Here is a 21,440-nt window from a genome sequence, read left to right as displayed (position 1 = left end):
AGAGGAATATTAACCACCTTTCCTGTAAACAGCAGGAATAACATATTTATAATCTGTTATGTCCCGGCTCAAGGACTCCGAATGCCCAATAAACAAAAATCCGCCTGGTTCTGTACATTCATAAAATCGATGTATCAAATCATTTTTTGTCTGATTATCAAAATAGATCATGACGTTTCGACAAAAAATTACGTGGAATTTTCTTTTAAATGGAAAACATTTATCTATTAAGTTAAACCGTCGAAAAATCACTTCATTTTTAATAGTCTCTTTGATCTCGGTTGTCTGATCATTAACCTTTTTAAAATAATTTTGCTTCCATTGATCTGGAACAGTTTCAATTTGTCTGTCCAAATATCGACCAACTCTTGCCTTTAGCAATACTTTTTCAGAAATATCAGTAGCAAGAATCTTAGTATCCCACCAAAACTTTTCCTTTCCAAAAAAATCATTAATGATCATTGACAATGTATAGGGCTCTTCACCCGTCGAACAACCGGCACTCCAAATTCTCAGATCCTTATCTTTTACCGTTTCCTTTAAAAAAGGAAGAACCTGATCACGAAAAAAGATAAAGTGATCAGCCTCCCGCATAAAAAAAGTATGATTAGTCGTAATGTTGTTGATTAGCGTAACCGCCGCTTGCCTGGTTTTATCCTGGATAAGGTATTCATAATATTCGGTAAAGTTTTGGAAATTTTTTTCTTGTAAAATATGTTGAAGCCTCCCGACAACTAATGTTTTCTTTTCAGTTTTTAAATGAATACCATAATTTTTTTCAATATATGCAGCAAGCTGATTGAACTCTTTCGTTGTAATAACCAATGAAAACACCTCATCGAATCATTGAAAGTGTCGCTGGTGCTTCTCCCTGAACAGACAATCGATTAATATTTTCCAAAATCATGATCATTTATTGCCGCCGCTACCGGAACTTGTTTTTCTGGCTGTACTAATTCTCTCTCGTTTTCCTGTTTGCCCAGTTTTTCAATCATTTTCAAGACTTTGGGGCTAATTTTCTCAGATTCAGAGAATGTCTGACCACTAGCATCCTTTAATTTAAATTTTGCTACCATTTCCCGTAACAGCTCAGCCTGACTAGTTAGCTCCTCACTGGCTGCCGCGCTTTCCTCAGATGTCGCCGAATTGGCCTGTACAACCTGAGAAACCTGCATAATGCCTTGATTGATTTGTGAGATACCAGATGCCTGTTCTTTGGATGCTACTGCAATATTATTTACAGAGGTTGCAACTTCTGTCACGGCATCCACAATTTTATTCAGAGCCCCTGCCGTATCCTTGGCAATTTTTGTCCCTTTCTCCACCTTTTTAATTGAGCCTTCAATTAAAGCTGTCGTTTCCTTAGCAGCACCGGCGCTTCTTGCAGCAAGGTTTCTTACTTCTTCAGCAACCACGGCAAAGCCCTTCCCGTGCTGGCCGGCTCTTGCAGCTTCGACGGCCGCATTCAGTGCAAGTATATTCGTCTGGAAGGCAATTTCATCGATTACTTTGATAATCTTCGAGATATTGCTTGACGATTCATTAATATCGTCCATAGACTTCAACATTTCAGCCATCCGGTCGTTCCCCTGTACCGCTTCTTTCTTTGCAACATTAACAAGACTATCAGCCTTGCCGGCATGTTTTGCATTATTATCCGTTTGGGATGAAATTTCTTCCATTGAGGCTGTAAGCTGTTCAATTGAGCTCGCCTGTTCCGTTGCTCCGCTAGCCAGCTCCTGAGCTGAATCTGAAACCTGTTTGGAACCTGCTGCTACCTGATTAGAAGCATTGTTGATATTATGCAGCAGCGAATTAAATGATTGAATGATGTGGTTTAACGACTTTTTCAATGCTGAAAAATCTCCGCGATATTCTGTTGTAATCGCAACATCCATATTCCCTTCAGACATTTCTGTTAATACTTCAGAAACTTCCTTAATATTATTTTCCAGAGTCGTAACCGTATCATTCAGAGCAATCTTGATACGCTCATGATCCCCTTTATAATTTCCTTCAACACGCATCTGAAGATTGCCTTTGTCCAGCTCGTTCAGCACAGCTGAGACTTCTTGAATGGGGGCTAGAATGGCATCGATTAAACTGTTTAACCCATCGATCAAAGTTGCCCAATCACCGGAAAATTCACTAGAATCCGCCCGTTCACTCAGACGTCCTTCATGGGCAGCTTTAATGAGACGATTGATTTCAGCATGAACCTTTTTCAAATCTGTTCGCAAGGTTTCAATGCTTTCATTAATGAACGCTTTCTTGCCCGGAAAATTCTCCAGCGGCGCTTCGAAATTCCCTTTCCCGAATTGTGCCACCACATCCATCGCTTTTTTATTCATAGAAACGAGATCATTGACCATACGGTTAATCTTTTTAACAATTATTTGATATTCACCGTCAAACTGATCCTCCGGGATCATCACATCAATATCTCCGGTCTCATGTTCATTGGTCATGTGTTCAATCTGACCAATCAAATTCTTTAATTCTAGGAATGGCTTGCTTACTCTTCTTGAAATAATTAACCCAATTATCAGAAATAGAAGCACTCCGCCAGACAGAACCGACTCTCTTGCAACATCACTGCTAACCTGATAAGCGGCTAAATAGCTGATGAGAACAGAAATGAACGCTAAGAAAATGTAACTGGCTAATAGTTTATTGCTTACTTTTGCTTTTTTGTACCAAGTAAACATTCTTATCATTCTCCTTTAGATAAATTCAATAATTCTTCATTTACCTGATCGTTTAACAGTCGTTCACAATCAATTAACAGCTTGACCTTGCTGCTGCCCTTTCCAATACCTTTGATGTATCGATTACTCAACCCTTTAGTCAGATCTGGAGGAGCAACGACATCTTCATCTTTGATCGAGTAGACCTCAGAAACCGTGTCAACAATTAGGCCAACAGACACACCTTTAATGTCAACAACGATGACGCAGGTTCGATCGTTATACTCTTTGAAAGGTTTCCCGAATCGGAGCCTGACGTCCATTACAGGAATGATTTGACCGCGCAGGTTAATAATTCCTTTAATGTATTCCGGTAATTCCGGAACAACTGTTATTTCCTGAATCCCAATTATTTCTATTACGTATTTGATTTCCAGACCATACTGTTCCTCACCCAACGTAAACGTCAAGTACTTCCCTTTTTGCGTATCCTCTTCATCCTGGACGACTAAATTTTCTGCCCTGTTAGACACATTGGTTCCTCCTTCTATTATTTTTTTGTCAACCGTTTTTTCTAGGTTATTAAACCACTCGCATCCAGAATTAAACTGATACTTCCATCTCCCAAAAGGGTACATCCTGCTAATCCTTTTATCTTCTTGATTTTTTGAATATATTCCGGAAGAGCCTTTACAACAACCTGTTGTTTGCCGAGGAGCTCATCAACAAAAAGGCAGGCGGATTTATCATCATTTTCAATAACAATGAAAATTCCTTTGTCAAATTCTTTTATTTCAGTCTGAACGTTATAAAAATCATGCAACCTGATGATCGGATAACAATTTCCCCTGATTATTATCATTTCATTTCCATCAGGATCTTTAAATATGTCTTCCTGATTCGGTCTGAAGGATTCCTTAATGGACGTCGTTGGCAGTGTATATCTGGACATGCCTACCCTGAGATTCATGCCGTCGATGATCGCTAAAGTAAGCGGAATTTTTAACAGGATTGTTGTTCCGTTTTCATCACTTTCAATCTGAATAGATCCTCCTACTGCTTGAACATTGTTGAGGACAACATCCATTCCCACACCTCTGCCTGAATATTCCGTGACTTTTTCATTAGTTGAAAATCCTGGTAAAAAGATAAGATTATAAATCTCTTTGTCCGTCATTTCTTCAGGATTTTTATTGAGCAGGTTATTTTCGCGAGCTTTTTTGATAATACCTTTTTTATTCAATCCCTGACCGTCATCTTTAATAACAACGAAAACTTCATTTCCGGCATTTTTCGCTTCCAGAGTAAGCGTCCCGGAACGGCCTTTTCCTTTTGTAACCCTTTCCTTAGGTGTTTCTATTCCATGGTCAACCGCATTTCTTACGAGGTGCATCAGCGGATCTTCAAGATTTTCAATAATATTTTTATCCACCTCTGTGTCTTCGCCGATAATTTTTAGGTTGACCTCCTTGTTTAATTTTTTCTTCATATCCCTGACAATCCGATTCATTTTAAAGAACGTAGGGCCAATCGGCAGCATTCTGATGGACATCACAATACCCTGTATTTCACCTGTTATTTTTCTTAATTGCCTTGCCGCTTTATAAAAATTATGAAGCGGAAGCCCCTTTAAGTCAGGGTTTTGCGATACCATTGACTCCGAGATGACCATTTCGCCTACCAAATTCAGCAGTTTATCAATTTTGTGAATGTTTACACTGATAATATTTGAACGGGCGTGTTCACCAACCAAATTTTCTTGATGCGGAATTTTATCGGATCCGGTGAAGTGGCAAGATTCGTATTCTAAAGTTTTGTAAGCCTTCAGATTGTCTAATTGAGTAAGTTCAAATGATTTTACATAGGCAGTCTCAGAAAAGAAATTATACATTTCTTCATAGGATTTATCCGTTTTAAAATTAATGATGAAGCCATCTTTTTTAATTATTTCTTCGCTTTTTTCATTTTCTGTAATATCCTTAGGAAGATAAAAAAAATCATTTGAAATTTCTTCAAGGTTGTGAACTATAACATAGGCGTGTATGTTTCTCATTTCACAATCCTCATCAAACCGAATGATAGCCTTAAAAGCTTTTTCATTCGCCGGCTTTTCAATACTGAGCATCGCCGTAGGTCGCTCTGAGTGAGTTATATTTTGTTCTTCTTTCTCTTCCAAGTTATATATTTGCTTTAAACTTTTTAAATAGCTGCTAATACGTTTAATTAATCTTGTTTCATCATTATCAGGTTTATCCCCATTTTTTATTTTTTCTAACTCCAATTTAATGAAATCGACTGCTTCTAGAACAAGATCGCAGAGCGAGGAAGTATCAACATTTGATGGACGGTTCTCTCTGATAAAGTAAAATAAATCTTCCGTGGAATGTGCCACTGTTGCGATATTTTTAAATTGCATCATGGCAGCTGAACCTTTAATTGTATGCACAAATCTAAAGATGTCAGTTACATTATTTTCTGAATAATTGCCGACTGATTCCGCTTCTATGACAACCTGCTCTAATTGTCCTAGTTGTTGCGAGGTCTCAAATAAAAATGCTTCTAATATTGGATCTTCCATCGAAAATTTTCGCCTCTATAAAAATCTGGTTACTAAATTAACTGCATATTAAAAAATTGTAAAAAGAGTATATTCTTCCCAGCTCTTTATCGATAAGTTTGTGTATTCAGCCTAGACGTATTATCCACGAAATTATTCCTAAATTTGTTTTTTGAATTTATAATATTTTTCACAGTTTCGATCGATATAGGTCTACCATAAAAATAGCCTTGGAGCATATCACAATGATTTGATTGAAGAAAATTCTTTTGTTCGATACTCTCGATTCCTTCTGCCAAAACCGGAATATTTAATTGATGCACTAATAAAATCATAGTACTGATAAAATGGTTCCCCATTTTATCGTGGTTAATGTTGTCAATAAAAGATTTATCTATCTTTACTAAATCGAAGGGAACTTTTTGAAGATAACTCAATGAAGAATAACCCGTTCCAAAATCATCCAAAGCAACCCTAATACCCAACTTATGGAGATTTTCTATTGTTTCAATAAACTTATTGTTCGATTCGATAAATGCTGTCTCTGTTCTTTCCTAATTTTTTCGATCTATACATCGCTGTGTCTGAGTTTTTTTAAAATTTCCTCCACAACATTTGAATCTTGTGGATATATTGAGATTCCAAAACTTGCGCTAATTGTAATTTTAATCTTTCTAAGCATCACCGGTTCTCTTAATTTGACAGCAAGTGAAGTCAAATAATCAATAATATTTTTGTGAGACAAAAGCCGCTGAATAACCAAAACAAATTCATCACCACCAAGGTGAGCAAGCATGTCAGACGGGTCAATGTATTGACGCAATCTAAAACTAATGTGCCGTATCAATTCATCCCCGGACTGATGACCAAACGTATCATTTACGTTTTTGAAATTATCCAAGTCAATAAAAACAAGTGCGAAAAAATTACTTGTGGTGTTTGAAGAGTTAACCATTTTATTAAGATGATCTCGAAACATCCGCCGATTTGGCAGGTTGGTCAGTGAATCTATATAGGCTAACCGGTGCATCTCCTCTTTGTCATGACAGATAGTTTTATTTAATTTTTTAAGTTGTTTATTCTTCTTCCAAAGTTCTTCCTCAGAAAGTGCAGTTTTCAGAAACGATTTGGAGACTATTTCTTCTTTTTTTAATAGATCAAAATAGGTTTGAGATCCCATCTTTATAAAATAGGAAATTACCAAGATTGACATTATCGTATCAATACTTAGAATGAAAACTAATTGTGATCCATACGAATGATCTACAGTTAGTCTATAAGTTGACTGAATAATTGTTATAAAATTAAAAATTAGAGCGGTTATGCATCCGATGCGTAAATAGATTAAAGTCATCAGTAAAGAAAGAATAAGCTGGAATTGAATCATCATACCTATTATCAGCCAATACTTTGGAAATACTCCGATGATAACGTAAGAAACACTAAAAATGACCAGAATACTTATCTGCATTAACTTACGATTAAAATTGTTTCTCGGCAGACAAAACTTTTCAGAAAACATTGGTAATATGCAGACTTTTTCCCTATTGGTCGTCAAACGTATCTCTCCCTAAGAAAATAAGGATAATTTAATCTTCTCTAAATAGTAATAGGAATCCCTGACACTTTAATAACTTTTGTTAAAAATACTACTATTAAGCCTTTTGGCCTATTAAATATATCACATTATTTCTATTTTTAACAACATATATTAACCCTGAATTATTCATAGCACTACAGTTGAGAGGTGATAATCGTTGGGGAAACAAGGTTTTCCGAGATACATTCTGGTCATCTATTAAGTGACAAAAAGAAATGAAAAAGGAGGGGCTCCTGAACGATAACGAATGTTACTCAGCTGAAAATATTCTTTGAGATAAGCATTGACACGCACTACCGCTGTTCTTTGTTTGAAAACTTTTTTCTAAGTTTTTAACCCTCTTGCCGGAACTGTATACTTTCGTAAGTCTTTCGTTATCTTGGACTGAAATAATATGATCAGAGTGTTGGAACTGTTAATTCATATTGCTATTTAGTGAAAATATTGATGATGCCAAGAAAGAAATAGCAGGGGATAAAAAGAAAATCGAACTCGAGAATATTAGAGAAACGCCGCTTGATGGCCCTCAAAGCAATTTTGGTAACAGTAATTCTACATTTGAGGATGGAACGTCCGCAACGGTGACTTCTGTACCTGTTTATCCAGACACCCCCCAGGTTAAAGAGTCACCAAAGAATGCGCATTTCTATATGTCGGCGAGGTTGGACAATACCCGAACCAATCGTGATGTCAGCCGTCTGGTTGATGAAATCATCAGCCACCTGACTTCAATCGATGGCAGTGATGTAGATATATCGCTTGACGTGAATGCAACTGTCAAGAAGGGCATTCCCCAAAACACAGTCAGAACAGTTAGTGAGAATTGCCGCACACTTAAAGTGACAGACTTTGGCTTTGATGAATGAAAGATTTATCTGTTTCGCAGTTTTCGTAATAAAACAAGAAAACCGTATCATAAGTAAGTGAGGTTTTTTTGCATGGGAAACAATAGGTTCTGAATTTGGTTTATAATATAGTAAGCGCTTACATATAACGGATTATGAAGGAGATGGAAAAGATGGTGCAAAGTAACGAATTGAGAGAATTACTAGAGGAAATGGTTCAATTGCGGAAGGATGTCTATCAGGAAGGAAGAGAAACTTTCACTAGATGGCAGCCTAAAATAAAAGAACCGTCATTTTTAGAAAGTGCGAAGAATCTTGCTTTCTATCTTGCAGTAAGACGAAGAGATATAAGAGAACTACAGGAATCATTGATGAAATGGGGATTATCATCTTTAGGAAGGTTGGAGTCCCGAACAATGGATAATTTGGATGCCGTTATTGCAAGTCTATGTAAAATCAATGACGACAGTGAATTGCAATACGAATACCCAACCCATGATTCTTTTTTGCATGGGAGACGACAGCTGGATCAAAATGCGGAGAAAATTTTAGGAACGAATCCAGCCAACAGATATTCAAGAATAATGGTAACACTGCCTACAGAAGCTGGAGAGAACGAAAAGTTTGTATTTGATCTTATTTCAGCTGGTATGGATGTAGCAAGGATCAACTGTGCTCATGACGACCCAGAGATTTGGAAAAAAATGATTGAACATATTAGAAAAGCAGAAAAAGAACTGCATAGAAAATGTAAAATACTGATGGATATTGCGGGTCCTAAGATTAGAATTAAAAGATTAGTTACTACCTTAATGAATCCAAAGGTAAACGTAGATGACCGGTTATTTCTTACAAGAAAAGAACTAATGCAAAGCGATCATGGAATTGAAATTGTGTTAGAATGCAGCATTCCGGAAATCATCTCCTGTCTTAATGAAGGGGAGCCTATTCTAATCGACGATGGAAAGATAGAGGGAGAAGTTGAAACGATAACGGACGACGGAGTGATTGTGAGAATCAAAAAATTGAAAGCCGAAAAAGGGGTTAAAATAAAGGCAGAAAAGGGATTAAATTTCCCCCGATCAAATTTTCGTATTGATCTGTTAACAGAGAAGGATAAGAAAGATCTTGATTTTGTTTGTGATTATGCGGATATTATTGGTTTCTCATTTGTGAAGAGTGCTGAGGATATTACCTTCGTACAAGATGAAATCAGAAAGAGATTGAGTGAGGAAAGGGCGTCTAAAATTCCCTTAATAGTGAAGATGGAAACGATAAAAGGCGTTAAAAATTTACCGGAAATCATTGTAGCAGCCGCAGGTCAAAATCCATTATGCGTGATGATTGCAAGAGGAGATCTGGCAGTTGAAGCAGGATATTTAAGAATGGCAGAACTCCAGGAAGAAATTCTGTGGATATGTGAAGCAGCCGATGTTCCGGTTGTCTGGGCTACACAAGTTCTTGAAGGTATGCTTAAAACAGGAATCCCAGCAAGAGCCGAGATAACAGATGTAGCAGAAGGGGCAAGAGCTGAATGCGTGATGCTCAACAAAGGAAGACACATATTGGAAGGGATGAATGTCCTGGATCAAATTCTTGAAAAAATACAGGAGCATCAATATAAAAAAATGTCCAGATTAAGGCCTTTAAATATAGCAAAGGAACAGGGTTATTCGATTAAATAACGGCTGTTGCCAAATGAATGGGGTATCTGATGAATTTTTGGAAAGCATATTAATTATGTAAAGACTAGGCCTGGATCATCTGTTTATTCCTACTTGGCGCATTTTTTATGTGAGCCAGTCTGATTACACTTTTCAAGTCAGCGGATATTCAAAGGTTTGTAGCCAATCGCGCAATGAGTCCAACGCCAAAAAGTGCAGCAAAAGCTTCGAGTCAAAACCTGGCGAACTCCCCCAGCCGTTTTAGAGCTATAAGAAAACGAAAAGCCTTAGCCCAAAAGGGAAGGCTTCGTTTTGTTGCCATGAAATTAATTGGTGCTTCGGTATAATCGCAAGGGCCGGCCAACCGTCCCGTATTTTTGCTCTTCTATCAATACTCGTTCTTCGACTAAATGGGAAAGATATGTTCTTGTCGTTGAAAGACTGACCCCGGCCAATTTAGCAATCTGATCCGCGCTTAAGGAACTTTTGGCGTTCATCATACAATTTTTTATTTTTTCTAACGTACGGGTATCAATCCCCTTTGGGTTGACTGCGGGACCTGATTCAGATATTCGCAGCTTTTTTAAATCATCCACTGTTTCTTGGTCAATCTGGGATGACACCGAAAGACGGCATTTAAACTTAATATATTTATTTAGGGATGCCTGCAGCTGGGTTAGATCAAATGGCTTAATAAGGAAATCAATAATGCCAAAACGAAAACCATTTTCAACTATTTCCAGCTCTTTGGCGGCAGTAATGACGATTACGTCGCATCGTCTGTTTTGAGTCCTGATTGTGTGTAATAGCTCGATTCCGGATCGATCGGGTAAGTAAATATCTAAAAGAATCAAATCGGGCTGCACTTTGTCCATACATTCTATTGCCTCATAAAAACTATGTGCTGTTCCCGCTAATTTATAGCCTTTCTGGGAATCGACAAAGTTCCCATGAAGTTTTGCTATCATAAAGTCGTCGTCTACGATCAATGTACTTAATAAACGATCGCTCATTTTTGTCCCTCCAGTATAGGTAAGTTAACCTGCAATGTTGCCCCTGCTGAAGAAGAAACCATTTGTATACGCCCACTTATTCGTGAAACTAAACGGGAAACCAATGCTAATCCAAAACCTCTGCCAGGACCTTTCGTTGTGCCCCCATCATCAAATAGTTTATTACCGAGATTGGGATCAATTCCCGGGCCATTATCTTTAACTTCCATGTAAAGGCCTGCCGTTTCAGTTTTAAAGTGAATGGAAATCATAGCATCCCGCTTATCCCTTGCAGTCGATTGAATGGCTTCTATGGCATTTTCAATGGCATTTCCAAGAATCGTTAGAACAATGTCCCGATGCGGGCAGCGATCCGGAACATATGACTCTGGGGTAATCGTCAGGTGAATACCAAGTTCTTTGGCCCGATGCATTTTCCCGATAAGAACCCCAACAATTGCCGGGTCACGGATATGGGCCAGAAAGAAATTAAGTACATTTTGCTGTTCACCATTTACTTGAGCAATGAGTTTCCGGACAAGGTCATATTCCCGCATTTGGATCAAACCGGAAATAAGATGAAGCTTGTTCATAAATTCATGGCGCTGGCTGCGTAATGTATCCGCATATTTACCGATATCGGCAAGCCTATTTTCCAATTGATCAAGATGAAGTTTATCACGAAAACTCGCCACCGCTCCGATTACCTCTCCGTTAAACATCACAGGTATCCTGTTAACGACAACCAGAGAATTTCCCATGATCATCTGATGATCATATTGTGGAGCCCCCTTTTTCATGACTTCGGTAAGCCGGGAGTTTGGTAAAATATGGGCTATCTCTCTGCCGATTAAATTACCATTATTGTCTTCCAGCATATTTTTTGCTTCCCGGTTTAATGTTGTTATTTTCCCAGTTGTATCAATGGCAATGATTCCTTCCCGAATGGATTCAAGTATAGCAGCCTGCTGATTTGTCAAGAAAGCGATTTCATTTGGTTCCATATTAAAGATTTGTTTTTTAATATGTCCGGAGAGAATAAATGCACCGATAAGTCCAACAACTACGGCAATGGCGCCAAGACCGATGATTTCAAGAATTAATGAAGTCAGCTTTTTCCAGATATCCTGGATAAGAAAACCGACGGACACAACCCCAATCTGATGATGATGAAGATCAAAAATGGGATACTTCCCGCGTATAGAAAGACCGAGAGTACCGGTAGCCTGGGTAATGCTCCCTTGTTCACCCGAAACTAAAGTATCATCATTACCCACCATGTGTTGTCCAATCATTTTCAGGTCAGGATGGCTGTAACGAATTAAATTCATATTTGAAACGACAATAAACTGAGCGCCTATTTTTTTTCGGAGAATTTCGGCAATGGGTTGAATTTGTAGAGAAGGATTCGGTTCTTTAAAGGCTTGAACAATTTCCGGTAATGCTGCAACCGTTTTTGCGGTTGCTAAAGCATTTTGGCCTGTTTCATCAAACTCACGATGCACCATGATCCAAGAAAGAGAAACGATAAAAAGCAAAAGGACAAAAAGGAGATTTAATAAGATAAGAAGGTTGATTTTGGTGCGCAGCTTTACCCGATTTTTTTTACGTTTCATATCTAATCAACTCCTCAGCGACTTCTTCCAGCCGACTGGCCGCATCTTCAAATACGATGGATCTGGGCATGATTTGATGCTCCTTTCATCAGATAAAGGATCGACTAGAAAGGAATTTAGACATTTATCGTAGGATTTCCTTCTTTACCCGATGTTTTTTAGTACCGTTTATAGAGACAAATACACTGTTTTTCTTGTTGTGGAAATCGTTTTAATCGTCTTTATTACTTTTATCACTTATATTGGCAAAATATTTATATAAAATTTGAAAAATATATAATCAGTAATGTAAGCGCTATCAAATCGAAGAGAAATGGAGGGAAAGTGATGAGTGCTTTGGAGACGGTATATCAGGCTAATACTCAGACTGAACCAGCTATGATCGAACTCAAAGGGATATCGAAGGAATTTGTCAAGCCTTCGGGTGACGTTCATTCCGTGTTGCAGGGTATTAATTTGCAAATTCCAAAGGGGGAATTTGTGTCGATTGTCGGACCGACGGGCTGCGGGAAATCAACCACACTAAGCCTAATTGCGGGATTCGAGCCTCCTACACAAGGTAAGGTGTATATCTCCGGTCAAAAACTGGAAGGGACGAACCAGCGGGCCGCATGTGTTTTCCAAACAGAAAATGCTTTTCCGTGGAAAACCGTTATGGATAATGTTTCGCTGGGACTAAGGCTGCGAGGCAAAAACAAAGCAGAGGCCAATGATGAAGCAAGGAAGTGGATTGCAAGGGTTGGACTTAAAGACTTTGAGGGTCATTATCCGTCCCAGCTTTCCGGAGGGATGAGGAAACGGGTGGCATTGGCCCAATGCTTGATTGTTCAACCAGAAATTCTCCTTATGGATGAGCCCTTTTCAGCGCTTGATGTTCACACAAGACATTTAATGGAAGATGAATTGCTAAGAATCTGGGAAGAGACCTCTGCTTCTGTTTTTTTTATCACCCATGATTTAGAAGAAGCGATTGCGCTCAGTGATCGGGTCATTGTTCTTACAGCGGGACCAGGAGCAAGGGTCAAAGGGGATTATCGGATTGATTTACCAAGACCTCGTAATGTTGCGGAAATAAGCTTTGACCCCGCTTTTATGAGGATTCACCAACAAATATGGCAAGATCTGAGGGACGAGGTGATCATCAGCTATGAAAATGCAAATAAATTCAGTAGTTAGTCCCGCAAGTAGGGAAGTGGTTTCACGAAAGGCTGAGTTAAAGAGAGAAGCGTTAAAGCTCAGGGCCCGAAATTTGAGTTTACAGCTTGCGGTATTTGTTGTATTGACGGGATCCTGGCAATTTTTATCGAGTAATAAAATAATTGATCCGTTCTTTTTCTCCAGTCCTTTTGACATCGTTAAACATATTTGGACATGGGCTGTAAACGGAACGACAGCAGGCCCCCTGTGGCTTCAATTTTGGGTGACCTTCGAAGAAACGATCCTCTCCTTCATCCTGGGTGGTGTTTTTGGGATTATCTTTGGCTATGCACTGGGTGTTAATGAGTTGCTATCCGTCATTTTAGGACCGTACATTAAAATGATCAACGCCATTCCGCGTGTTGTTTTAGTTCCTATTTTTATCCTGTGGTTTGGACTCGGCATGCCGTCAAAAGTTGCTTCCGGGCTTGTGTTAACATTTTTTATCGTATTCTTCAATGCTTTTCAGGGTGTACGTGAAGTGGACCGAAATTTGGTCAACAATGCACGCCTTCTTGGCGCGAGCAAAGGCCAACTGGCTCGGCATGTGATTATACCCTCTGCGTTGACTTGGATCCTCTCCAGCCTTCATTCCAGTTTTGGATTCGCGTTAATCGGGGCGGTTGTTGGAGAATTTATTGGGGCAACTCATGGATTAGGCTATTTAATTGCCCAATCTCAAGGAGCATTTGATACAACGGGAGTATTTGCCGGAATGCTCATCCTTTCGGTTACGGCGCTTATTGCCGACTGGGGTGTTTCAAAGCTTGAAAAACGTTTTATTGCTTGGCGATATGTTCGAAAATAAATAACAGTTTGGAGGGGTTTACATGAAAAAAAGTGCAATGAAAAAAATAGCAGCAGGCGTGTCAGGTATTGTCGTTTCCGCAATGCTATTAGCAGGTTGTGCATCGACTGCGCCGAGTTCTTCAAGTAACAACAGTTCCACGACGAAGCCCAGAGTCGTTATCATGGTTGGCGGATTGGAGAAAATCATTTACATGCCGTTTATGCTTGCCCAGCAGCTTGGTTACTATGATAAATACGGAGTCAACGTCAGCCTTGTGGAAGAAAGTGCCGGACAGGACGCTGAAGTAGCCATGCTGGCCGGTCAAACGGACGGAGCCGGCGGTTTCTATGACCATACTCTGGACCTTGCAACAAAAGGCAAACAAGTGGAGGCTGTCGTTACAATGGCAGACGTTCCAGGGGAAACGTTGATGGTATCCAACCGTCTGAAAGACAAAGTAAAAACCATTTCTGACTTAAAAGGATTGAAGATTGGTATCACCGGTCTAGGTTCTTCTACAAACATGCTTGCAACGTATAACGTTGTCAAAGGCGGCGGAAAAGAAAGTGATTATTCACCCATTCCGGTAGGCGCCGGCGCTACGTTAATCGCTGCTATGAAAAACGGTAAAATCGATGCGGCTGTGACAAGCGAACCCACTGCTTCTATACTGCAGAACCAGGATATAGCATACACATTGGTTGACATGAACCATAAGGCTGCTGCTCATCAAGCTTTAGGCGGCGGATATGCTTCGACAAGCCTTTACATGACGAACGATTATGTCAACGCTCACAAAGATACCGTTCAGAAACTTGTAGATGCTTATGTTGCTACGTTAAAATGGATGAGCACCCATACTCCAGAACAAATCGCTGCTAAAATGCCGTCTGATTATTATGCAGGTAACCAAAGCTTGTACGTCCAAGCATTGAAAGGCCAGCTTTCAATGTTTACAACCGATGGTAAGATGCCTGCCGGTGTTCCCCAAAACGTTCAAAAAATACTTTCTTCATTCAAACCGGCTGTGAAAAAGGTTGACTTAAGCAAAACCTATACGAACGAATTCGTTGATAAAGCAAATCAGTAAAAGAATTGAATAATGAGGATATAAAAGAGGGATCGATCCTGTGGCAACAACGAGCACTGGGGCGATCCCCTTTATGCAAATAACGGGGCTGTTTAAAGTTAATCCGCGCTCTGTCAAATTAAGGGCGGATTATTTGCAGACGTTAATTTACTCTCGTAATCTAGATTTACAAGTCAATAGCATTTATTCAACGATCATTTTTCCGTACATTCCCTTTGCTGCGTGTCCGGGATACTGGCAGATATAATAATACTGACCCGGCTGGTTAATCTGAAACGTTGTTTGTCTAACGGGATACTGTTGATTATGGGCTTTCGGTAGTGGAGGTATGATCGCATTGGTGACTGCTGCCCCATCCATCATCGCCATTCGATCATAAGGCGGCGCCGCGGTGGTCACTTCAAACCCATGGGGTACATCCTCATCCTGATTATCAAATTGCAGGGTTATCGTAGTATTTACAGGAATATGAATCGTCGGGTTCGCCATGTTGCCGATAACAAATTTTCCGTCGTTTTTTCCGGTTCCGCTTTGAACAACCCAGCTGACCTGATTACCGGAGTATGTGATTGTGTTTTTTTGTCTGTCAATTTTTGTCCCTTTCAAAGACCCGGTTATTTGATTTCTAATATCCTCTGAGGAGGTCACCGGACCATTCACATAACGCGAGCTTTCCCGCATCATATTCCCCATACCATAACCCCATGGACCTTGTGAAAACCAATGCATTGAGGGATACCCGCTGATCGACTGGCCGATCCAAATGCCTGCAATAAGTATCACAATGGAAGAGGCAATGATTAATGCCCATTTTTTCATCGTGATTCACCTCTTTTACGCAGTTTATCATTACGCCTCAATTATACCCATATAGGTATATTAAATCCAGAAACGACTTTTCAATCCGATGTAGTTAGCTTGCAAATCATTATTCTGTTATAGCTCCAGTAACTCTCTGCAGTTCTATCTGAAAAAGCAACATTCATCCTTTTCAAAAATGGATCTTGTAGTCAATATACTCCACGGGGTATAATAATTAGTGAATAGTTTCTCATGGATTTTCAATACCATGGAATACTTCAACCAGGAGGGATTATTGTGAAACAACGCATTATTATTGTGGGGGGCGTTGCAGGCGGTGCCAGTGTGGCTACAAGGCTTCGCCGTTTAAGCGAAGAAAATGAAATCATTATGTATGAAAAAGGAGAATTTATCTCCTTTGCAAATTGTGGACTCCCTTATTATGTAGGAGGAATCATACGAGAGAAAGATTCCTTGCTTGTCGAGTCAGTAGAGAACATGGTAAAGGACTTTAACATTGAAGTTCATAACAATACTGAAGTGATCGATATTGACCCTCAAAAACACAGCATTACTGTAAAAAATGTATTGAGCGGGGATGAGTCCACGGATCATTATGATCGCTTGATTCTCTCCACGGGTGCAAGTCCCCTTGTTCCGAAAATCCCTGGGATTGACCGTTCGAAAAATGTTTTTTCAGTTAGAAATATTCCGGATGTCGAGAAAATTAAAAACTACATTGAAAAAAATACGGTTCAAAAGGTTACTATTATTGGTGGGGGATTCATTGGGCTGGAAATGACCGAAAATCTTTCAGAACTTGGGCTGGATGTTTCTCTTGTTGAGGCGAGTCCGCAAGTCATGGCCCCGCTTGATTTTGAAATGGCACAATTTGTCCATGAACAGATTGAACTCCAAGGTGTCAGACTCATCTTAAACGATGGAGTCAATCATTTTTCCGACGAGGGGCATACCGTCGTATTAAACAGCGGGAAACAATTAGATACAGATTTAACAGTGATGGCGATTGGTGTTATGCCTGACAGTAAATTAGCTCAAAAAGCAGGCATCAAAACCGGCATAAAGAATGCAATTGTTGTTGATAATCATTTTGAGACCAATATACCAGATATTTTTGCCATTGGCGATGTGATTGAGGTTACAGATTTTGTCACCCATAAGCCGACATTAATCCCATTAGCAGGTCCGGCAAATCGTCAGGGAAGACTATTGGCGGATTACTTAAATGGTTTAGAGGTTGACAATCCTTCGATTCAAGGAACGGCGGTAGCCAAAGTGTTCGCTTTAACGATCGCGACGACGGGTAAAAATGAACGCTCGCTGAAGAACGGCGGGATTGATTATCTGGCCATTCATCTGCATCCTAATTCGCATGCAGGATATTATCCGGGCGCTGCTCCCATTGAATTAAAAGTTATCTTTACTCCACAGGGCAGAATTCTCGGTGCTCAGGCAATTGGTACTGAGGGTGTCGATAAGCGAATTGACATGATTTCGACAGTTATGCGGTTAAATGGAACAATAGATGATCTCCAATTGATCGAAGTTGCCTACGCGCCTCCTTTTGCTTCTGCAAAGGATCCCGTCAACTATGCGGGTTATGTAGGTGCTGATCTTCAGCAAGGGCTGGTCAAAACGATTCAGTGGCACGAGGTGGATGCACTTCAATCTAGCGGGGCTTATTTTTTAGATGTACGAGAGGCGTTTGAATTAAATTCCGGGAAACTTGCAGGTGCTTATCATATTCCTAGAGGCGAACTAAGAGGGCGTCTTCATGAACTTCCGAAGGATCAGCCGATTTATGTATACTGTTCCGTCGGGCTTCGTGGTTATAATGCAGTGCGGATACTGATGTTGAATGGGTTCGACGCCTATAATTTGGATGGCGGGCTGAAAACCTACGAGCAATCAAAATATCAGGTAGGGACATCTTCGCAATCTGTTCACCGAACACCCAACAATGGTGATCATTCTTCTGCTTCTTTGAATAAAGCCCCGGAATGTTCAAGGATTGAGGTGGATGCCTGCGGTTTGCAATGTCCGGGACCGATACTCAAGGTTAAAGAATCTATGGAACGAATGGGTAACGGCGATATTTTAAAAGTTCAGGCCTCCGATTTCGGTTTTCATAAAGATATTGTTGCCTGGGCAAATGCAACAGGAAATAAACTATTGAGCAATGATATTATCGGCAGTAAAGTTGTGGCCACTTTATTAAAGGGTTCCAAAGCTGAAAAGCAAGAGGTTTCAGAGCCTTCAAAAGTATCTTCTAATTTATCCGGGGCAACAACAATGGTTGTCTTTGACGGGGATTTAGATAAGGCAATCGCTACGTTTATTATTGCTACCGGCGCAGCAGCGATGGGGAAACCTGTTACCCTTTTCTTTACTTTCTGGGGGTTAAATATTATTAAGAAGAATACCTCTGAAAAAATCAGCAAAACGGGTACGGATAAGTTATTTGATAAAATGCTGCCCAAAGGAGTCGACCATTTACCCCTTTCACGGATGAATATGGCAGGTATGGGACCGAAAATGATTAAGAAAGTTATGGCTCAAAAGAATGTTGATGGGTTATCAACGATGATTGAAAAAGCAAAACAATTGGGGGTTAAAATGGTGGCGTGTACAATGAGTATGGATTTGATGGGCGTCAAACGTGAGGAAATAATGGACGGCGTTGAGTTCGGAGGCGTAGCCAGCTACCTGGGCGAAGCAGCAAAAGCAAACGTAAACCTGTTTATCTGATTTTTTTCAGACAATATTGAGCATATAAAATACAGTGCGACGTGGTTATAGGAAAAAGGCAGGTTTTTAAAGACCAGCCTTTTTCCTATAACCATATTTCATTTCACTTGTTACTTGAGTTAAAATAATTTATCGGATATATGCCTTCTTAATTATGAAAGGAGCTTTTTTATGGACTATACAACGCAGATGAAAAATCGTTTAAAACGTATTGATGGACAAATTCAGGGAATTTTACGAATGATGGAAGAAGGGGCGGACTGCCGGAATATTGTCATGCAAATGACGGCGGCACGGACAGCGATGGACCGCGCACTGGGTCTTATTGTCGGAAAAAATCTCGAAGATTGTTTGCGCCGGCAAATCGAGAATGGCGAGGGATCATCTGATCAATTAATCAATGAAGCCGTTCAAATGCTGGTCAAAAGTCGTTAATAATTGCGTTATAACACGTCATTACTATTATCTGAAACAGAACCCAGTAGTTGTGTGTCAAGGGTTATTTCTTCTGTTTTGAATTTTATTTTGAAATTTTCATTCTTCAATTTTGTTTGCTGGATTCCCATTTAAACGTATGGATTGGTTTCTACATCATGTTTTAAACATCACATCAGCGACACAATCGGACATCGCCTTTAAAACTCTTTCATTCATCGGAAAACATCATCGTCATATCCTTTCTTATTTGTTCAAAAATTTGGACTAATAGTTATCGATACTTTCAACTTTTTCAAAAATCAATTGAATGGAATGTTGATTCTCAGCTTTAATTAACTGGTTGTAAAGATCGTTATTATTTAATAGATTAAGTAATTGCCCTAATGCTTTAACATGTGAAACACGATCAATGGGTGCCAGACAAAATATGACTTTAATTGCTTTTGAAATTTTTTTGTATTTTATTTCTGTTGAATTATGCAAAAGCAGCATTGACATAGATAATTTATTTACTCCGTTCTGTGGGGTGGCGTGGGCTAGCATAACTTGATCCTTAATAATCATATATGGCCCTTTCTTTTCGCTCAAATCAAGAATCTTTTGAACATAAATGGGGTACACATCTTGGTTTCTTGTTAGCGGATTGAATGCTTTGCTTACTGCCTCTTTCCAATCGTGGACATGTTCTATTATCTTAATGTTATTTAATGGGATCAATTTTGAAAGAGATGGATGGTCAGGCTCTGCGTCGAGATTATTTGGTCTTTCAGTTGAGGCAAAATAGTTTGTCAGACTTCTTGTCAAACCATTAAAGTCTTCTATTCGTGCATAATCAAAGATGATATTTAAAACATCTTTAACAGTGTTTGGAATACGTTTTTCATCGATGTTTAAAAGGCCAATTCTTCGAAATTCCTGATCTATTCTACGAAAATCATTCTGCGAGAGTATTGCCTGAACACGGATTACCAAAATATCAGGTTGAGGTTCTATATCTGTTGTCGTGATTATTAGTTTAGGGGTCCATTTTTTCAAAAAATGTGTATGGAATTCTGTTATACTCAATGGTCTTGAAAAAACGATATCCGGGTATCTAGCGGACAACTGTTGAAATAGAAGATTTGTTGTACCTATTCCGCTTGTGCAAACTAAATAAACGTCAGGTTTTGAAGACATTGAAGGTAAAGGTGATCTTCTTAATTCGCCACCAAAATATATGGTAATCAATGCAAGTTCATCCTCGGTTAACAGTTCGCCAATGAACATTTCGAATGGAGTAACTGCATATCTCGTTAATTCCATTAAATGATAATATTGATTTTTTATGATCGATAAATTCGGGAAATGATAAGGAACCTTGTATTTAACCCGGTAATAAGTTGGCAATAAATGAGTGGCAAGTGATTTTATTAACCTTGCTGATGAAATCTCAATTCCAGAAATGACATTAAACCTATTTATGATCTGTTCGGAAATAAATAATAATTTTTGCATAATTGAAGACTTGTTACTGGTACTCTGAAGTTGTGCTGTCAATAACACTTCTCTTAAATTTGCAACTTCACCAGCAGTGACTTTAGCGCTTTGCTCAAGTAATGCTTGACACCAGATACCAATGATATCTGTCCTAAGAACCTGATGTTCGGCTAAAATAGGACCTTGGTTTTTAATACGATTAATTAGCCAGGCAATATAGTAGGTTAGTGTTTTTACGGAATAATCACTGTAAAAATTTTTTGTTTGCTGTTGCAGTGACGTGAGTGCTTTTTTCACACTTTTCAGTTGAGATGATCCCCTGAGATTGTAAAGTACGACTGGATTCCTTTTAACTATTTGTGAATAGACCCATTTTCGCTGGAATTTTTCATCGCCATTCAAAACTTTTCCTGTGGAAGTGTTTTCGATACTCAGATGATCAGGCAAAGCTGAACTTATCATCTTTATATCGTTGATTATTGTGCTTTTCGAGACATCAAAACGATCAGAAAGATTAATTAAGGAGAGCCGGTGAATGTGTTGAACAAGAAGCCACAAAATGGCGTCCTGTCGCTCATTCCCATTGAGTTGACTGAAATAATCAGTTCTATGAAATTTGATCAATTCTTTTTTCGTACGTTGTGTTAAAAAATAAACACCTCTTGCCAAGTGCTGAATAGGGTCCAGCTGCATCTTATCAAGTGTACGATTTAATTCTTTAAGCCAATAAAAAACACTTCTTCTTGACAAATGAAGATCATTCATAAGTTCAGATATATTCTTATATTCTGCCTCTTCAATCAAAGCGGAGACTAATTTGTTTATTTGATGTTTTTTGCTAATGTTGAACATTGTTATATCTCCATTCATCCTTATAAAGCAGGGTCATAAAGAATTGCTTTTATTTTCTTCACTTAT

The 21,440-nt window shown here is 39.1% G+C and carries 16 protein-coding genes and 2 pseudogenes; 7 read left to right on the top strand and 11 right to left on the bottom strand.

The window, feature by feature from the left end; translation table 11 throughout:
• Positions 1-9: 9 nt before the first annotated feature.
• The 7 genes and pseudogenes from IEX81_RS11040 to IEX81_RS16600 form a co-directional block, all read right to left on the bottom strand.
• Positions 10-825, bottom strand: coding sequence for a CheR family methyltransferase (locus IEX81_RS11040; protein WP_188803274.1), 816 nt, complete (start codon positions 823-825; stop codon positions 10-12).
• A 62-nt stretch (positions 826-887) separates the two neighbouring features.
• Complete coding sequence (locus tag IEX81_RS11035) at positions 888-2,708, bottom strand: methyl-accepting chemotaxis protein (RefSeq protein WP_229727580.1); 1,821 nt, start codon at positions 2,706-2,708, stop codon at positions 888-890.
• Between the two features lie 5 nt (positions 2,709-2,713).
• Positions 2,714-3,220 (bottom strand): chemotaxis protein CheW, encoded by a 507-nt coding sequence (locus IEX81_RS11030; protein WP_188803270.1) that lies wholly within the window; start codon positions 3,218-3,220, stop codon positions 2,714-2,716.
• 41 nt (positions 3,221-3,261) lie between these two features.
• The gene (locus tag IEX81_RS11025) at positions 3,262-5,265 is read right to left on the bottom strand and encodes a chemotaxis protein CheA (protein WP_188803268.1); all 2,004 of its coding nucleotides are present in this window, start codon (positions 5,263-5,265) and stop codon (positions 3,262-3,264) included.
• Positions 5,266-5,351: 86 nt separating this feature from the next.
• Positions 5,352-5,780: pseudogene (locus tag IEX81_RS16865) on the bottom strand (EAL domain-containing protein); the annotation flags it as partial.
• Between the two features lie 32 nt (positions 5,781-5,812).
• Positions 5,813-6,802: a GGDEF domain-containing protein gene (locus IEX81_RS11015; protein WP_188803265.1), complete on the bottom strand. Its 990-nt coding sequence runs from the start codon at positions 6,800-6,802 to the stop codon at positions 5,813-5,815.
• A gap of 273 nt (positions 6,803-7,075) precedes the next feature.
• A pseudogene (locus tag IEX81_RS16600) lies at positions 7,076-7,237 on the bottom strand (IS5/IS1182 family transposase); the annotation flags it as partial.
• A gap of 32 nt (positions 7,238-7,269) precedes the next feature.
• On the opposite strand from IEX81_RS16600, the gene IEX81_RS11010 reads away from it, so the two are divergent.
• Together IEX81_RS11010 and IEX81_RS11005 are read left to right on the top strand one after the other, a co-directional pair.
• Positions 7,270-7,710, top strand: coding sequence for a hypothetical protein (locus tag IEX81_RS11010; protein WP_188803263.1), 441 nt, complete (start codon positions 7,270-7,272; stop codon positions 7,708-7,710).
• A gap of 152 nt (positions 7,711-7,862) precedes the next feature.
• Positions 7,863-9,374: a pyruvate kinase gene (locus tag IEX81_RS11005; protein ID WP_188803261.1), complete on the top strand. Its 1,512-nt coding sequence runs from the start codon at positions 7,863-7,865 to the stop codon at positions 9,372-9,374.
• Between the two features lie 305 nt (positions 9,375-9,679).
• On the opposite strand, the gene IEX81_RS11000 is transcribed toward IEX81_RS11005, so the two are convergent.
• Positions 9,680-10,366 carry a response regulator gene (locus IEX81_RS11000; protein ID WP_188803260.1) on the bottom strand — a complete coding sequence of 229 codons (687 nt, stop codon included), beginning with the start codon at positions 10,364-10,366 and terminating at the stop codon, positions 9,680-9,682.
• A complete protein-coding gene (locus IEX81_RS10995) occupies positions 10,363-11,961 on the bottom strand; it encodes an ATP-binding protein (protein ID WP_188803259.1) in 1,599 nt (532 codons plus the stop codon). The genes IEX81_RS11000 and IEX81_RS10995 overlap by 4 nt, the downstream gene beginning before the upstream one ends.
• A gap of 327 nt (positions 11,962-12,288) precedes the next feature.
• Here IEX81_RS10995 and IEX81_RS10990 point away from each other — a divergent pair, with 327 nt between their 5' ends.
• From IEX81_RS10990 to IEX81_RS10980, 3 genes are read left to right on the top strand one after another with little or no spacing between them, the layout of a single operon-like run.
• Positions 12,289-13,137 (top strand): ABC transporter ATP-binding protein, encoded by an 849-nt coding sequence (locus IEX81_RS10990; protein WP_188803258.1) that lies wholly within the window; start codon positions 12,289-12,291, stop codon positions 13,135-13,137.
• On the top strand, positions 13,109-13,966 hold the full coding sequence (locus tag IEX81_RS10985; RefSeq protein ID WP_188803257.1) for an ABC transporter permease: 858 nt from the start codon (positions 13,109-13,111) through the stop codon (positions 13,964-13,966). The genes IEX81_RS10990 and IEX81_RS10985 overlap by 29 nt, the downstream gene beginning before the upstream one ends.
• A gap of 22 nt (positions 13,967-13,988) precedes the next feature.
• A complete protein-coding gene (locus tag IEX81_RS10980) occupies positions 13,989-15,038 on the top strand; it encodes an ABC transporter substrate-binding protein (protein ID WP_188803256.1) in 1,050 nt (349 codons plus the stop codon).
• 183 nt (positions 15,039-15,221) lie between these two features.
• On the opposite strand, the gene IEX81_RS10975 is transcribed toward IEX81_RS10980, so the two are convergent.
• Positions 15,222-15,857: a plastocyanin/azurin family copper-binding protein gene (locus tag IEX81_RS10975; RefSeq protein ID WP_229727579.1), complete on the bottom strand. Its 636-nt coding sequence runs from the start codon at positions 15,855-15,857 to the stop codon at positions 15,222-15,224.
• Positions 15,858-16,136: 279 nt separating this feature from the next.
• Between IEX81_RS10975 and IEX81_RS10970 the strand changes: the two genes are divergently transcribed.
• A complete protein-coding gene (locus tag IEX81_RS10970; RefSeq protein WP_188803254.1) occupies positions 16,137-18,608 on the top strand; it encodes an FAD-dependent oxidoreductase in 2,472 nt (823 codons plus the stop codon).
• A gap of 171 nt (positions 18,609-18,779) precedes the next feature.
• The gene (locus IEX81_RS10965) at positions 18,780-19,043 is read left to right on the top strand and encodes a metal-sensitive transcriptional regulator (RefSeq protein ID WP_188803252.1); all 264 of its coding nucleotides are present in this window, start codon (positions 18,780-18,782) and stop codon (positions 19,041-19,043) included.
• A 267-nt stretch (positions 19,044-19,310) separates the two neighbouring features.
• Here the strand turns inward: IEX81_RS10965 and IEX81_RS10960 are convergent, their stop codons facing one another.
• A complete protein-coding gene (locus tag IEX81_RS10960; protein ID WP_188803250.1) occupies positions 19,311-21,374 on the bottom strand; it encodes a BglG family transcription antiterminator in 2,064 nt (687 codons plus the stop codon).
• Positions 21,375-21,440 lie beyond the last annotated feature (66 nt).

Source organism: Sporolactobacillus putidus (assembly GCF_014647035.1).
In the GTDB taxonomy this organism is placed as follows: Bacteria; Bacillota; Bacilli; order Bacillales; family Sporolactobacillaceae; genus Sporolactobacillus; species Sporolactobacillus putidus.
This window is presented reverse-complemented; position numbering and strand designations above follow the sequence as displayed.